The 13176-nt window shown below is 73.7% G+C and carries 13 protein-coding genes and 1 tRNA gene; 8 read left to right on the top strand and 6 right to left on the bottom strand.

Annotation, left to right across the window (positions count from 1 at the left end):
• The first annotated feature begins 114 nt into the window (after positions 1–114).
• The 3 genes from IPZ69_RS30660 to IPZ69_RS30650 all read left to right on the top strand — a co-directional run bounded on the left by IPZ69_RS30660 (position 115) and on the right by IPZ69_RS30650 (position 2300).
• Positions 115–927, top strand: a complete 813-nt coding sequence (locus tag IPZ69_RS30660) for an alpha/beta hydrolase (RefSeq protein WP_235457902.1) — start codon at positions 115–117, stop codon at positions 925–927.
• Between the two features lie 40 nt (positions 928–967).
• The gene (locus IPZ69_RS30655; protein WP_235457901.1) at positions 968–1195 is read left to right on the top strand and encodes a hypothetical protein; all 228 of its coding nucleotides are present in this window, start codon (positions 968–970) and stop codon (positions 1193–1195) included.
• A gap of 298 nt (positions 1196–1493) precedes the next feature.
• Complete coding sequence (locus IPZ69_RS30650) at positions 1494–2300, top strand: SAM-dependent methyltransferase (RefSeq protein WP_235457900.1); 807 nt, start codon at positions 1494–1496, stop codon at positions 2298–2300.
• A gap of 16 nt (positions 2301–2316) precedes the next feature.
• Here the strand turns inward: IPZ69_RS30650 and IPZ69_RS30645 are convergent, their stop codons facing one another.
• Entirely contained in the window at positions 2317–3180 is an 864-nt protein-coding gene (locus IPZ69_RS30645; protein WP_235457899.1) for a Cof-type HAD-IIB family hydrolase, read from the bottom strand.
• Positions 3181–3334: 154 nt separating this feature from the next.
• On the opposite strand from IPZ69_RS30645, the gene IPZ69_RS30640 reads away from it, so the two are divergent.
• Genes IPZ69_RS30640 through IPZ69_RS30625 form a run of 4 tightly spaced genes read left to right on the top strand, consistent with a single transcriptional unit; the run spans position 3335 to position 7285 of the window.
• A complete protein-coding gene (locus tag IPZ69_RS30640; RefSeq protein ID WP_235457898.1) occupies positions 3335–4132 on the top strand; it encodes an SAM-dependent methyltransferase in 798 nt (265 codons plus the stop codon).
• Between the two features lie 37 nt (positions 4133–4169).
• Positions 4170–5573 (top strand): glutamine synthetase family protein, encoded by a 1404-nt coding sequence (locus tag IPZ69_RS30635; protein ID WP_235457897.1) that lies wholly within the window; start codon positions 4170–4172, stop codon positions 5571–5573.
• Between the two features lie 2 nt (positions 5574–5575).
• Positions 5576–6715: an amidohydrolase family protein gene (locus tag IPZ69_RS30630; protein ID WP_235457896.1), complete on the top strand. Its 1140-nt coding sequence runs from the start codon at positions 5576–5578 to the stop codon at positions 6713–6715.
• Between the two features lie 42 nt (positions 6716–6757).
• Positions 6758–7285 (top strand): NUDIX hydrolase family protein, encoded by a 528-nt coding sequence (locus IPZ69_RS30625; RefSeq protein ID WP_235457936.1) that lies wholly within the window; start codon positions 6758–6760, stop codon positions 7283–7285.
• A 10-nt stretch (positions 7286–7295) separates the two neighbouring features.
• On the opposite strand, the gene IPZ69_RS30620 is transcribed toward IPZ69_RS30625, so the two are convergent.
• Both IPZ69_RS30620 and IPZ69_RS30615 read right to left on the bottom strand, forming a co-directional pair.
• Positions 7296–8225, bottom strand: a complete 930-nt coding sequence (locus IPZ69_RS30620) for a carbohydrate kinase family protein (protein WP_235457895.1) — start codon at positions 8223–8225, stop codon at positions 7296–7298.
• A complete protein-coding gene (locus IPZ69_RS30615) occupies positions 8222–8908 on the bottom strand; it encodes a class II aldolase/adducin family protein (protein ID WP_235457894.1) in 687 nt (228 codons plus the stop codon). The genes IPZ69_RS30620 and IPZ69_RS30615 overlap by 4 nt, the downstream gene beginning before the upstream one ends.
• A gap of 57 nt (positions 8909–8965) precedes the next feature.
• Here IPZ69_RS30615 and IPZ69_RS30610 point away from each other — a divergent pair, with 57 nt between their 5' ends.
• Positions 8966–9622, top strand: a complete 657-nt coding sequence (locus IPZ69_RS30610; protein ID WP_235457893.1) for a TetR/AcrR family transcriptional regulator — start codon at positions 8966–8968, stop codon at positions 9620–9622.
• A gap of 24 nt (positions 9623–9646) precedes the next feature.
• Here the strand turns inward: IPZ69_RS30610 and IPZ69_RS30605 are convergent, their stop codons facing one another.
• The 3 genes from IPZ69_RS30605 to IPZ69_RS30595 all read right to left on the bottom strand — a co-directional run bounded on the left by IPZ69_RS30605 (position 9647) and on the right by IPZ69_RS30595 (position 13153).
• A complete protein-coding gene (locus IPZ69_RS30605; protein ID WP_235457892.1) occupies positions 9647–11383 on the bottom strand; it encodes an ABC transporter ATP-binding protein in 1737 nt (578 codons plus the stop codon).
• A 304-nt stretch (positions 11384–11687) separates the two neighbouring features.
• A tRNA-Pro gene (locus tag IPZ69_RS30600) sits at positions 11688–11761 on the bottom strand.
• 99 nt (positions 11762–11860) lie between these two features.
• The gene (locus IPZ69_RS30595; RefSeq protein WP_235457935.1) at positions 11861–13153 is read right to left on the bottom strand and encodes an MFS transporter; all 1293 of its coding nucleotides are present in this window, start codon (positions 13151–13153) and stop codon (positions 11861–11863) included.
• Positions 13154–13176 lie beyond the last annotated feature (23 nt).

Here is a 13176-nt window from a genome sequence, read left to right as displayed (position 1 = left end):
ACGCTGAGGATCAGCGCGACACTCTTAATTAGCACCGCTAGTTTTGGACTATAGACCGCGGAACGGCGCCCTGGGAAGATCCCCGGGACCTTCCCCGACGCAACCGGAGGCGACATGGCCGAGGCCCGCGAGCACGTCCTGACCGGGACCCGGGGCATGATCACCGCGCGCGAGTGGCCGCATCCGGGCCCACGGTACGTGGCCCTCGTGGTGCACGGGTACGGCGAGCACGCCGGCCGGTACGAGGAACTGGCCCAGGTCCTGTCCGGGCACGGCGCGGCGGTGTACGGGCCGGATCACGTCGGCCACGGGGCGTCGGCCGGTGAGCGGGTGGTGATCGAGGACTTCGAGGACGTGGTCACCGACGTGCACGCCGTGGACGGTGCGGCCCGCGCCGCGCACCCCGGTCTGCCGGTCGTCATGATCGGCCACTCCATGGGCGGCCTGATCGCGGCCCGGTACGCCCAGCGGTACGGCGATCGGCTCGCCGCCCTCGTCCTGTCCGGGCCGGTGATCGGCGCGTGGGAGCTGCCGGGGCGGCTGCTCGCCCTCGACGAGATCCCGGACACCCCCCTCAGTCCCGCCGCGCTCTCCCGGGATCCCGCGGTGGGCGCCGCGTACGCCGCCGACCCATTGGTCTGGCACGGCCCGATGAAGCGGCCGACGCTGGAGGCGTTCGTACGGACCCTGGACACCGTCGCGCGGGGCGGCGACGTCGGACCGCTGCCGCTGCTGTGGCTGCACGGCGCCGACGACCGGGTGGTACCGCTGCCCGGCAGCCGTGTCGGCGTGGAACGGCTGAGCGGCGGCCGACTGACCGAACACGTCTACGCGGGGGCCCGACACGAGGTGTTCAACGAGACGAACAAGACCGAGGTCTTCGCGGACCTGACCCGCTTCCTGGACGACGTGCTGCCGCCCCACTGAACGGGTCCCTGTGCGGACATGAGCGAGCACCCTCACGGACATGAGCGCCGACCGACGCGGCACGGCTGACCGGAAGTGCCGCCACGGCCGGGCCGAGGACGCCCGATCCAGCGCCGGAGCGCGGCGGCCCGCCGGAGCGCGGCGACCTGCCGCTCCACCGCGCCGGCGGGCCGAACCCGCACCGCCCACAGCCGAGGTCTTCGCGGACCTGACCCGCTTCCTGGACGACGTGCTGCCGCCCGGTGGGCCGGTGTCTTTGCGGACATGAGCGGGCGCCCTCGCCGACATGAGCGACGGCCGACGCGGCGCAGTTGGCCGGAAGAGGCACCACGGCCGGACCGGGACGCCCGGTCCAGCGCCGGAGCGCGGCGGCCCACCGGAGCGCGGCGACCTGCCGCTCCACCGCGTCGGCGGGGCCGAACCCGCACCGCCCGCAGCCGAGTTGAACCGTGCGCGGTCGGCCACGGAGGTGGCCGAAGACCGTCTGCGCCGTGCCGCGTGGGCGTGCCAGACTGCTCGCACGTCCCGCAGTGACCACCGGGGCGCGTCGAGCAGAGGAGCACCGCGTGACCGGGAGCGATCCGGCCGTCCACGAGATCGACACGACCCGGCCGCATCCGGCCCGGGTGTACGACTGGTTCCTGGGCGGCAAGGACAACTACCCGGTCGACGAGGGGCTCGGCCGGCAGATCATGTCGATCGACGCGGGCGCCCCGCGCGCCGCCCGCGCCAACCGCGCCTTCATGCGGCGGGCGACGCGTCTGCTGGCCCGCGAGCAGGGCATCCGCCAGTTCCTGGACGTCGGCACCGGCATACCCACCGAGCCCAACCTCCACCAGATCGCCCAGTCGGTCGCCCCGGACGCCCGCGTCGTCTACGTCGACAACGACCCGATCGTCCTGGCCCACGCGGGCGCCCTGCTGCGGGGCACCCCCGAGGGTGTGACGGAGTACGTCCAGGCGGACGCCCGCGACCCCCGCACGATCCTCGAACAGGCGGCCCGCGTCCTCGACTTCGACCGGCCGGTCGCCCTCTCCCTGATCGCCCTGCTGCACTTCGTCGCGGACGACGACGGCGCCTTCGACCTGGTGGACACCCTCGTCGGCGCCCTCGCCCCGGGCAGCTGTCTCGTCCTGTCCGCGATGACCGCCGACTTCGAGCCCGAGAACGTCCGGCGCGGCATCGCCGCGTACGGCGCCGGCGGGGTGACCCTGGTGGCCCGCTCCGAGACCGAGGTGTCCGGTTTCTTCAAGGGCCTCGACCTGCTGGAGCCGGGCGTCGTCTCGGTGACGGACTGGCGTCCCGAGGGCGCCGGGGACCCGGAGGGGCCGGTCTCGCTGTACGGCGCGGTGGGGCGCAAGGCCGCGGGCTGAGACCGGCCGAAGCCGCTCAGAGCTGCGGTATCCCCAGGACCCGGGTGATGGTGCTCAGTACCCCGTTGTCGTTGTTGGACGGGGCGAGGTGCCGGGCCCGGGCGATGACCTCCGGGTGGGCGTTGGCCATGGCGAAGGACCACTCGGCGGCGTCGAGCATCTCCAGGTCGTTGAGGTAGTCGCCGAACACCATGGTCTGGGCTGGCGTGATGCCGAGCTCGCGCTGCAGGCCGCGCAGGGCGGCGCCCTTGTCGGCGGTGCGGTTCATCACGTCGACCCAGTGCTCGCCGGAGACGACGACCCGGTGGGTGGCGGAGAAGGCCGCCAGGGCGGGCGCGGTGGTCCGCTCGGCCGGGCCGAAGTCGAACACGGCCACCTTGATGACCTCGTCGTCCAGGGCGGTGACGTCCTCGACGATCCGGTGCTCGACGTAGTACTTGCGGACCTCCGCCAGGAACGCCTCGTCGCTCCGCTCCACATAGGCGGACCGCTTCCCGCAGACGACGGCGCCCGCGTCCACCCCGTCCGCCGCCAGCCGCCGTACGGCCAGCGCGACCCCGGCGGCGACCTCCGCGTCCAGCGGGTCGGAGCTCAGCTCGACCCCGTCGCGCACCACGTACGTGCCGTTCTCCGCGATGAACACCATGCCCTCGGCCACCTCGGCGAACTCCCGGGCCAGCGTCGCGTACTGGCGGCCGCTCGCCGGGCTGAACAGCACTCCGCGCCGCCGCAGTTCGGCGAGCACGGGCCACAGCCCGGCCGGGAGCCGCTTCGCGTCGTCCAGGAGCGTGCCGTCCATGTCGGTGACGACGAGCCGGATGTCGGCGGGGCCGGCCGACGGGTCGACGCCGGTACGGAGGGGAGCTGGGGAGACGGACATGTGCTGCTTCCGGTCGGGGCGGGCGTACTCGAACCAGTGTTCCTCATGGAGCGCCCGGCTCCGGAACCGACCGCTGTGCCGATTCCCGGGACACGCCGATCACCGGAGGGCACAATGTCGGCCAACAGCCGCACCAGGGGGGAAGGGCAGCGACGTGAGCAAGGGCGGACCGGCGGGGCCGACCACGTCCGTGGCGCACAACGCGCGGGTCTGGAACTACTGGATCGGCGGCCGGGACAACTACGTCGCCGACCAGCAGGTCGGCGAGGAGGTCGCCGCCATGTTCCCGGTGATACGGGACGTGGCCCGCACGGACCGGGACTTCCTGGGCCGGGTGGTGCGGTACCTGGCGGCCGAGCGCGGCGTGCGGCAGTTTCTGGACATCGGCACCGGCCTGCCGACCGTGGACAACACGCACGAGATCGCCCAGCGGATCGCGCCCGACGCACGGATCGTGTACGTCGACAACGACCCCGTCGTCCTGATGTACGCCCGTACGCTGCTGACCAGCTCCCCCGAGGGCGCCACCGCCTACGTGGACGCGGACGCGCACGACCCGGACACCGTCGTCCGGCGCGCCGCCGAGACCCTCGACCTCGACCGGCCCGTCGGGGTCATGATGCTGGGCATCCTCAACTTCGTGCTGGACACCGACCACGCGCGCGAGGTGGTGCGCCGGATCATGGCGGCGGTCCCGTCGGGCAGCTTCCTCGCCGTCACGCACCCCACCTTCGACGCGGACCTGGGCGGCGAGGGCAACGTCGAGGCGATGCGCTACTGGAACGAGCACGCCACCCCGCCCATCACCGCCCGCGGCCGCGCCGAGATCGCCGCCTTCTTCGAGGGGCTCGACCTGCTGGAACCCGGCCTGGTGCCGTGCTCGCACTGGCGCGCAGGGGCCGACAGCCCCGCCGTGGTACCGCAGTTCGGCGCGGTGGCCGTGAAACCCTGACCCCGAGCACGTACGGCGAGCCCGTCGAGGAGGACGCATGACCACCCTTGCCGACCCCGTGCCCGGTGGGCGACCCGGCGACGTTCCGCGGGCCACCGCCCTCGCCGCGGAGCTGGCCGGACGGGGGGTGCGCGGGATCGTGCTGGCCTACGTCGACACCGCGGGCATCGGCCGGGTGAAGGCGATCCCGACGGCACGGCTGCCCACGGCGGCGGCCTGGGGCGTGGGGATGTCGCCCGTCTTCGACACGTTCCTGGCCGACGACTCGATCGTCGCGACCGACGTCCTCGGCTCGCCGGACGGCGACCTGCGCCTGTACCCGGCGCTGGACCGGCTGGTGGAGCTGGCCGGGCAGCCCGGCTGGGCCTGGGCCCCCGTCGACCGGATCACCCAGGAAGGCGAGCGGCACCCCGGGTGCGGCCGCACCTTCCTGCGCCGGACCGTCGCCGACGCCGAGGAACGGCACGGTCTGACCTTTCTCGCGGCCGTCGAGATCGAGTGGGCCGTCGGGCTCGCCTCGGCGCCCGAGGGGGAGTTCGTCCCCGCGGTGTCCGGCCCGGCCTACGGCGCCACCCGGCAGATCGAGCTGAGCGACTACACCGCCGACCTCCTCGCGGCCTGCGCGGCCCAGGGCGTGGACGTCGACCAGATCCACCCCGAGTACGCGCCGGGGCAGTTCGAGCTCTCGGTGGGCGCGCTGGACCCGGTGGCGGCGGCCGACCGGAGCGTGCTGGTGCGGCAGACCGTCCGCGCGGTGTCCCAGCGGCACGGCCTGCGGGCCTCCTTCGCCCCGGCGGTGCTCCCCGAGGGGGTCGGCAACGGCGGCCACCTCCACCTCTCCTGCCGGCGCGACGGGGCGAACCTGCACACCGGTGGGACGCGCCGGTACGGCATGACGGCCGAGGCCGAGTCGTTCGCGGCCGGGGTGCTCGCGCACCTGCCCGCGCTGACGGCCCTGACCGCGCCGAGCCCGGCCAGCTATCTGCGGCTCAAACCGTCGCAGTGGGCGGGGGTGTTCACCGCGTGGGGCCGGGAGACGCGCGAGGCCGCCCTGCGGGTGGTCACCGGCACGGCGGGCCGCCAGGAGCGGTACGCGAACCTGGAGGTCAAGCCGGTCGACCTGGCCGCCAACCCGTACCTCGCCCTCGGCTGCGTGATCGCCGCCGGGCTCGACGGGGTGACGTCCGCCGCGGCGCTGCCGGAGGAGATCACCGGGGACCCGGCCCGGCTCGGTGAGGAGGAGGCGGCCGCGCGGGGCGTGCGGCGGCTGCCGGCCTCGCTGCCGGAGGCGGTCGAGGCGTTCCGCCGGGACGAGGTCCTGCGGGCCGCGCTGGGCCCGGTCCTCGCCGACGCGGTGACCGCCGTACGCCTCGGGGAGGCCGCGGCCGTGGACGGTCTGGACGACGCGCGGGTGGCGGCGGCCTACCGCTGGAAGTACTGACGATGGGGCCGGTCCAGGAGGCCCTCGCCGGGCTGCCGCTCGTCGACCACCACTGCCACGGCGCGGTCACGGCCGACCTCGGTCCTTCCGCGTTCGAGTCGCTGCTCACCGAGGGCGCGGCGTGGCCCGGGATCTCCCCCTTCGACAGTCCCGTCGGAGTGGCCGTACGCCGGCACTGCGCTCCCCTGCTGGACCTGCCCCGGCACGCCCCCGCCGCCGACTACACGGCCCGGCGCGCCGAGCTGGGCTGGCGGGAGGTCAACCGGCGGTTCCTGGAGGCCGCGGGGACCGAGGTGTACTGCGTGGACACCGGGTACGCCCCGCACCCCGTCACCACCGCGGCCCAGCTGGCCGAGGCGGCGGGCGCCACGGCGTACGAGGTCGTACGGCTGGAGTGCGTGGCCGAGGCGGTGGCGGCGCGGGGCGTCGAGGCGGGCGAGTACGCGCGCGTGTTCCGTGCGGCCGCCGAGGAGGCCGTACGGCGGCCGGGCGTGGTCGCGGTCAAGTCGGTGGCGGCCTACCGCACCGGCTTCGCCCTGGACCCGGCGCGGCCCCCGGACGCCGAGGTGAGCGAGGCCGCCGGGCGCTGGTCGGCGGCGGGCGGCCGGCTGGCCGACCCGGTGCTGGTACGGCACCTGCTGTGGACCGCCGTCGATCTCGGGCTCCCGCTCCAGTTGCACACGGGATTCGGCGACGACGACATCCGGCTGCACCGGGCCGACCCCGCCCTCCTGACGGACTGGCTGCACCTGACGCGCGGCACCGTCCCCGTCCTCCTGCTGCACTGCTGGCCCTTCCAGCGCCAGGCCTCCTACCTGGCGGCCGTGTTCGAGCAGGTGTACCTGGACGTGGGCCTGACCCTGCACTTCACCGGCCCGGCCCGGTCCCGGGCGATCCTGGAGGAGGCGCTGGAGATCACCCCGTTCCGCAAACTCCTGTACAGCTCGGACGCCTACGGTGTGGCCGAGTTCCACCACCTCGGCGCGCTGTCCTTCCGGCAGGGGCTGGCCGCACTGCTCCAGGACCGGGTGGACGCCGACGAACTGAGCCTGCCCGACGCCCTGCGGATCGCCGCCTGGACGGGGCGTGACAACGCACGCCGCCTCTACGGACTTCCCTCATCCGACCCCGCCCGCGACTGAGCGCGCACCCCACCCGGAAAGTATGATCAAGCAATGTCTGACATGACCGAAACCACGCCCGGCTGGCTGTCCCCGGACGAGCTGGAGATGGCCCGTGCCCGCATGCCGATCCTCTACGTCGAAGCCGTGCCCGTGCGCGTCGACGACAGCGGCGAAGTCACCAGCATCGGCCTGCTGCTGCGCATCGGACCGGACGGTACGGTCAACCGGACCCTGGTCTCGGGCCGTGTCCTGCACCACGAGCGGATCCGCGACGCCCTGATGCGTCACCTGGAGAAGGACCTCGGCACGGTGGCCCTGCCCCGGATCCCGACCTCGCTGCAGCCCTTCACGGTCGCCGAGTACTTCCCGACCGCGGGCATCACCCCGTACCACGACCCGCGCCAGCACGCGGTATCCCTCGCCTACATCGTCCCGGTGACCGGCGACTGCCGGCCCCGGCAGGACGCGCTGGACCTCGTGTGGTTCACCCCGCAAGAGGCCGTGTCCGCCGCGGTGCAGAGCGAGATGCCGGGCGGGCACGGGGTGCTGCTGAAGCAGGCGCTCGCGCACATGGGCCACGTGGCCTGAACCGGAGGGCTCAGTCGCGGGTCGCGTGCGTGGCCGCGAAGGCGTCGGCGGCGGCGAGGTCGAAGTCCCCGTGGTCGCTGCCCAGCCCCCGCGCGACGAGCGCGGCCGCGGCACAGCCGAGGACCGCGGACTCGCGCGGGGTGCGGCCGAGCGCGACGCCGCGCAGGAAGCCGGCCGAGAAGGCGTCGCCACAGCCGGTGGTGTCGACGACGTCGACGGCGAAGGCGGGCACTGTCTCGGTGCCCGCCTCGGTGACCAGGAGCGCGCCGTCGCCGCCGCGGGTGACCGCGACGAGTCCGGCGCCGGCGCCGAGGAACTTCTTCGCGCCGGCCACCAGGTCGTCCTCGCCGCTGAAGCCCAGCACCTGGTCGTCGTTGGGCAGGAAGTGATCGACGTACGGCAGGGCCGCCGCGATCTGCTCGAAGCCGCCGAGCACGCCGGGCGCGAGGAGGTCCACCGAGGTGACCACGCCGTGCTCCTTGGCGTGCGCCAGGATGCGCGCGGCGACGTCGACGCCGATCAGCTCGGGGCCGCCCAGGTGCAGATGCGTGGCCTCGGCGATGGCGTCCCAGGGCACGTCGTCGGGGCCGTAGGTGATGTTGGCGCCGAGCAGGTGCAGCGAGGGCCGCTCGCCGCTCGGCCGGATGGGCAGGACGCTGGCGGACGTGGGGGTGTCCGCACGGCGGACGAGCAACGCGGTGTCGATTCCCGCCCGGTCGAGCAGCGCGACCAGCATGTCACCGGTGGGGTCGGTGCCGATCGCCCCGGCGCTGCGCACGGCGGCGCCCAGTTTGGCGAGGGTGAGCGCGGTGCCGCCGGCCGTCCCGGCGGCGGTCATCCGGATGTCCTCGACCAAGGTCGCTCCCTGGCCCTCGGGTATGGCCTCCACCGGCCGCACCAGCACGTCCAGTACGTGCACGCCCAATGTGACGGCCTTCATCGGCTCTCCTCCTGAGCTGGTGGTACGGGGTGGGTGGTGCCGTAGTCACGGGCGAGCGCGGCCTCGATCACGGCGCGTTGGCGCTGTTCGTCGAGGACGCGGGGCCGGCCGAGCGCGGCCGCGTGCTGGTAGACGCCGCAGGCCCATTCGAGCAGCAGGGCGTGCTCGACCGCCGCTTCGAGCGTCGTCGCGTGGGTGACCGCTCCGTGGTTGGCCATCAGGGCGGCGCCGCGGCCGTCGAGGGCGGCGAGCACGGACTCGGCGAGCTCCGGGGTGCCGAAGGTGGCGTACGGGGCCACCCGCACGGTGCCGCCGAGGGCGAGCAACTGGTAGTGGATGCAGGGCAGTTCGTCGAGGACACAGGACAGGGCGGTGGCCATGGGGGCGTGGGTGTGGACGACCGCGCCGGTGCCGTAGCGGCGGTAGACGCCGAGGTGCAGGTCCAGTTCGGAGGTCGGCCGCAGCCTCCCGCCGACGACCTTTCCGTCGAGGTCGACCACGGTCACCTGACCCGCGGTCAGCTGGGCGAGCACCGCTCCGGTCGCCGTGACGGCGACCCGGTCCCCCACGCGCACGCTGACGTTGCCGGCCGTGCCGATGAGCAGGCCCGCCGCCCCCAGACGGCGGCAGGCGTCCGCGACGGCGGCCCTCTCCCGGCCCAGCGCGGAGCTTGAGTCCGTCATGTACGCGACGCTAACGTAAACCTGAAACAATGTCACGTTCAGTTTCGGAGGCCACACGTGGGCGAGCCGATCGCGGATCCGGACCGGCCCGGAGCCGTCCCGCTGCGCCGCACACCCCGGCAGGCGCGCAGCAGGGCCCGGCTCGCCCGGGTCCTGGAGGCGGCGGAGCGCGTCCTGGTCGACGAGGGCGTCGAGGCACTCACCACCACGCGCGTCGCGGCGGCGGCGAAGGTGTCGGTGGGCTCGCTGTACCAGTACCTGCCGGACCGGGACGCGATCATCGACGCCCTGGCGGCGGGCTACTTCGCCCGGCTCGAAGCGGTCATGGACGACTTCGTACGGACCGCCGCGGCCCGGGACCGGGACGATCCGGTGGGGATGCTGATCGACGCCTTCGCCGCGCTGTACCGCACCGAACACGGCTTCCGCGCACTGTGGTTCGGCAGCGGTCTGACCGAGCGGGCCCGGTCCGCGGACCGCGAGCACAAGCGCCGGATGGCCGACGGGGTGCGCCGCCTGCTGCTCGCCCTGGACCTGGCCGAGGACGACGAGGCGCTCGGCCGGGCCTGCCACGCCGCGTTCCTCGCCGCCGACGCCCTCGCCCAGGAGGCGTTCCGCCGCGACGCCGAGGGCGACGCGGCGCTCCTCGACGAGGCCAAGGTGATGCTCCGCGCCTATCTCACGCAGGTCACCGCACGCTATCGGCGGGCCTAGGGCCTGTCGCGAGGGCCCGTGCGTTCAGTGCAGGTCGGCCGGGGCCGGGCTGTCGCCGAGGAAGCCGCCCGACTGGTGCTGCCACAGCTTCGCGTAGGTGCCGTCCGAGGAGAGCAGTTCCTGGTGCGTGCCCTGCTCGACGATGTGGCCGCGGTCCAGGACGACGAGCCGGTCCATGCCGGCGACCGTGCTCAGCCGGTGCGCCACCACGAGCGCTGTCCGCCCGTCCATGAGCCGCCACAGCGCCTGCTGGACGAGGACCTCGCTCTCCGAGTCCAGGGCACTGGTCGCCTCGTCGAGCAGCAGGATCGGCGCGTCGCGCAGGATCGCCCGGGCCAGGGCGACCCGCTGCCGCTGTCCGCCGGACAGCTTGACGCCCCGCTCCCCCACCAGCGTGTCGAAGCCCTCCGGCAGCGCGTCGGCGAACTCCGAGACGTGCGCCGCCTCGGCCGCGCGGCGGATCTCCGCCTCGGTGGCGTCCGGGCGGGCGAACGCGATGTTGTCCCGCAGCGAGCGGTGGAACATCGCCGGGTCCTGCGGCACATAGGCGATCAGGCTGCGCAGGTCGGCCTGGCGCAGTCGGCTGATGTCCTGACCCCCGATCAGGATCCGGCCGCCGTCGATGTCGGTCATCCGCAGCACCAGCCGGGTGAGCGTGGTCTTGCCGCCGCCCGACCGGCCGACGAGACCGATCCTGGCCCCGCTGGGGACGGCCAGGTCCAGGCCCTCGAAGAGCGGTTCGGCGCCCGCGTGGGCGAAGGTCACCCGCTCGAAGCGGACGTCGGCGGCCCCGGGGAGCAGCGGCTCCGGTGACGGCACGTCGAGCACGGTCGGCGGCGTCAGCAGCAGTTCGGTGAACTGCGCGGCCTCCGTCATCGAGCTCTCCAGACGGCGGTAGATCTGATTGAACTCGAACATGATGCGGGGCGCGTTGGTGTAGTACGTGAAGGCGACCACGAGCGCCTCCACGCTGTTCCCGCCGCCGACCAGCGCGACCGCGAGCAGCAGGCCCATCGCGCCGGTCAGCACGGACATCGGCGCGACCAGCGTGTCGATGCGCAGGTTGCCGTAGTCCCAGGAACGCAGCGTCAGGCGCCGCGACTCCGCGACGCGCGAGCGGTGTTCGGCGGCCTCGCGGTGTTCGGCGGCGAACGCCCGGACCGTGTCCATGTTCATCAGGGCGTCGGCGACATGGCCGGACACCCGGGCGATCGCCTCCTCGCGCTGGTTGACCAGTTGCTGGCGGCGCCGGATCAGCGGCGCCGCGCACACCGCCGTCAGCGCGATCATCGTCAGGAGCCCGACGACGAGCAGCGGTTCGTAGCCCCACAGCACCACCGATCCGAACACCAGCGGCGCCAGGCTGCCCACGACCTGGAACGTCAGTGTGTCGACGAACTCCTCGAAGCGGGAGGCGAAGCTGAGTACCCGTTTGGTCAGCGACCCGGCGAAGTTGTCGTGGAAGAACGCGGCGTCCTTGGCGAACAGCTCGTCCATGCCGACGATGTACAGGTTCTCTATGCCCAGCGCGTCGAGCCGGTTCATGCAGTGCAGACCGACGCGCCACAGCGCCTCGGAGAACAGCAGCACCCCGGCGAAGGCGAGGACGTACGGCAGCGTCGCGCCGAGCCCGAGGCCGTGGTCGTCGGCGATGCGGCCGACGAGCTTGGCGACGACGAGCGGCGCCAGATAGTTGAGGCCGATGTTGCCCAGCGCGGGCAGCAGCATGGCGGGCACCGCCATGCGCCGCTGCCGGGCCATCTCCCGTCCGTAATGACGCAGTGCGAGGAGCACCGCACCCCTGCGCGGCGTGGTCCCGCGCGGTTCAGGCGATCCCATTCCCACCCCGTGTCCCTGGAGCGTCGGTTCGCACCGACGTACGCGTACAGGCAGGTCAGGCCTTGCAGTGTCGCGTGCCGGCGAGCGCTCGGTCCACGCGTTTTTCTCGGCCAGTGGCCGGTCCCGCACGGGTGCGCCGCGACCGGGGATCGTCCCGAGGTCACCGACCACGAGGAACGCGAAAAAGGGCCCCGCGGGCAATTGCCCGCGAAGACCCTTCGCACCGTCGGGACGACAGGATTTGAACCTGCGACCCCTTGACCCCCAGTCAAGTGCGCTACCAAGCTGCGCCACGTCCCGATGCCGTTTGACCTGGGGTTTCCCTGGTCGAAACGCGCAGGGAAACCATACCGCACTCGGGTCGGTGGTCGCGCACCCCTTTTCCGGGCGTGGGGACGTTCAGTGGCCCCGCGCGGGCGCGTCGACCCTGGCCAGGTCGCGGATCGCGGGGACGGCGAGCAGCGCGGCGGCGACGACGAGGCTCACCACGCCGGCGGCCAGCAGCACGTGGTCCGCGCCCAGCGCGCCGGCCGCCGGGCCGGCGAGGGCCTGGCCGACGGGCATCATCGCCAGGGAGCCGGCGACGTCGTAGGCGTGGATGCGGTTGAGGACGTCGGCCGGGACCTGGGTCTGCACGCTGGTCGACCACATCACGCCCCAGAACGACATCCCGGCTCCGGCGACCGCGGCCCCGGCCGCCATGGCCGGTACGCCGAGACCGGCGCCGACGGTCGCCGGGAAGCCGACGAAGGCGAACAGGGCGGTCGCGCCCGCCCGCAGCATGCGGCGGGGCCGCAGCCGCACGGCCAGCAGGCCGCCCACCACGGTGCCCGCGCCGAGGGCGGAGTTGATCAGGCCGTACGCGCGGGGGCCGTGCTGGTGCACCACCTGCGTGGCCACCAGCGGGACGGTCGGCCCCCATACGGCGATCATGTAGACGCACCAGACGGCGATGACACCCCAGAGCCAGGTCCGCGCCCTGAACTCCCGCCAGCCCTCGACGAGATCGGCCTTGAACGCCTTGGCACCCGGCCCGGACGCGCGGCCGCTCCCGGACGCCGGGGGCAGGCGGAGCAGCAGCAGGCACAGGGCGCTCACCACGTACGTGGCGGCGTCGGCCGCGAACACGCCGCCGGGTGAGGTGAAGGCGACCAGCACGCCCGCGACGGCGGGGCCCGCCAGCTGGGCGGCGGACTCGGCGATGCGGATCGCGCCGTTCGCGCCCTGGATGTCGGTGGCGACGCGGGGCACCGTGCTCGCCACGCCGGGCTGGAAGAGGGCGCCCGCCGCGCCGTTGACCACGCCGATCACACAGATCTCCCACAGGACCACGTGCCCGGCGAGGAAGAGCGCGGCCATGAGGGACTGGACGACGAGCCGGACCAGATCGGCGCCGAGCATCAGCCTGCGGGTGTCGAACCGGTCGGCGAACACCCCGCCGAGGACGACCAGCCCGGCGAAGGCGGCGGCCTTCGCGGCCATGGCGAGGCCGACCGCGCCCGCGCCGTACCCGTGCTGCACCAGGCCGGCGGCGAGCGCCACGGTGAGCATGCTGTCCCCGAGCCGGGCGACGGCCCGCGCCACGAAGAACAGCGCGAAGTTCCGCGACCACACGGGGCGGGCCCGGCCACCGCCGCGCCTGCCGGTCCGGGTTCCGGCAACGGCGTCGCCCCGTGCTGACGTCCCGGTCATCCCCGCCCGCTCCTCCCGCCCGC

The sequence above is a fragment of the Streptomyces olivochromogenes genome, assembly GCF_021538895.1.
Lineage (GTDB): Bacteria > Actinomycetota > Actinomycetes > Streptomycetales > Streptomycetaceae > Streptomyces > Streptomyces olivochromogenes_A.
Note: the sequence above shows the minus strand (reverse complement) of the source record. Positions and strands in the feature narration are given on the sequence as shown.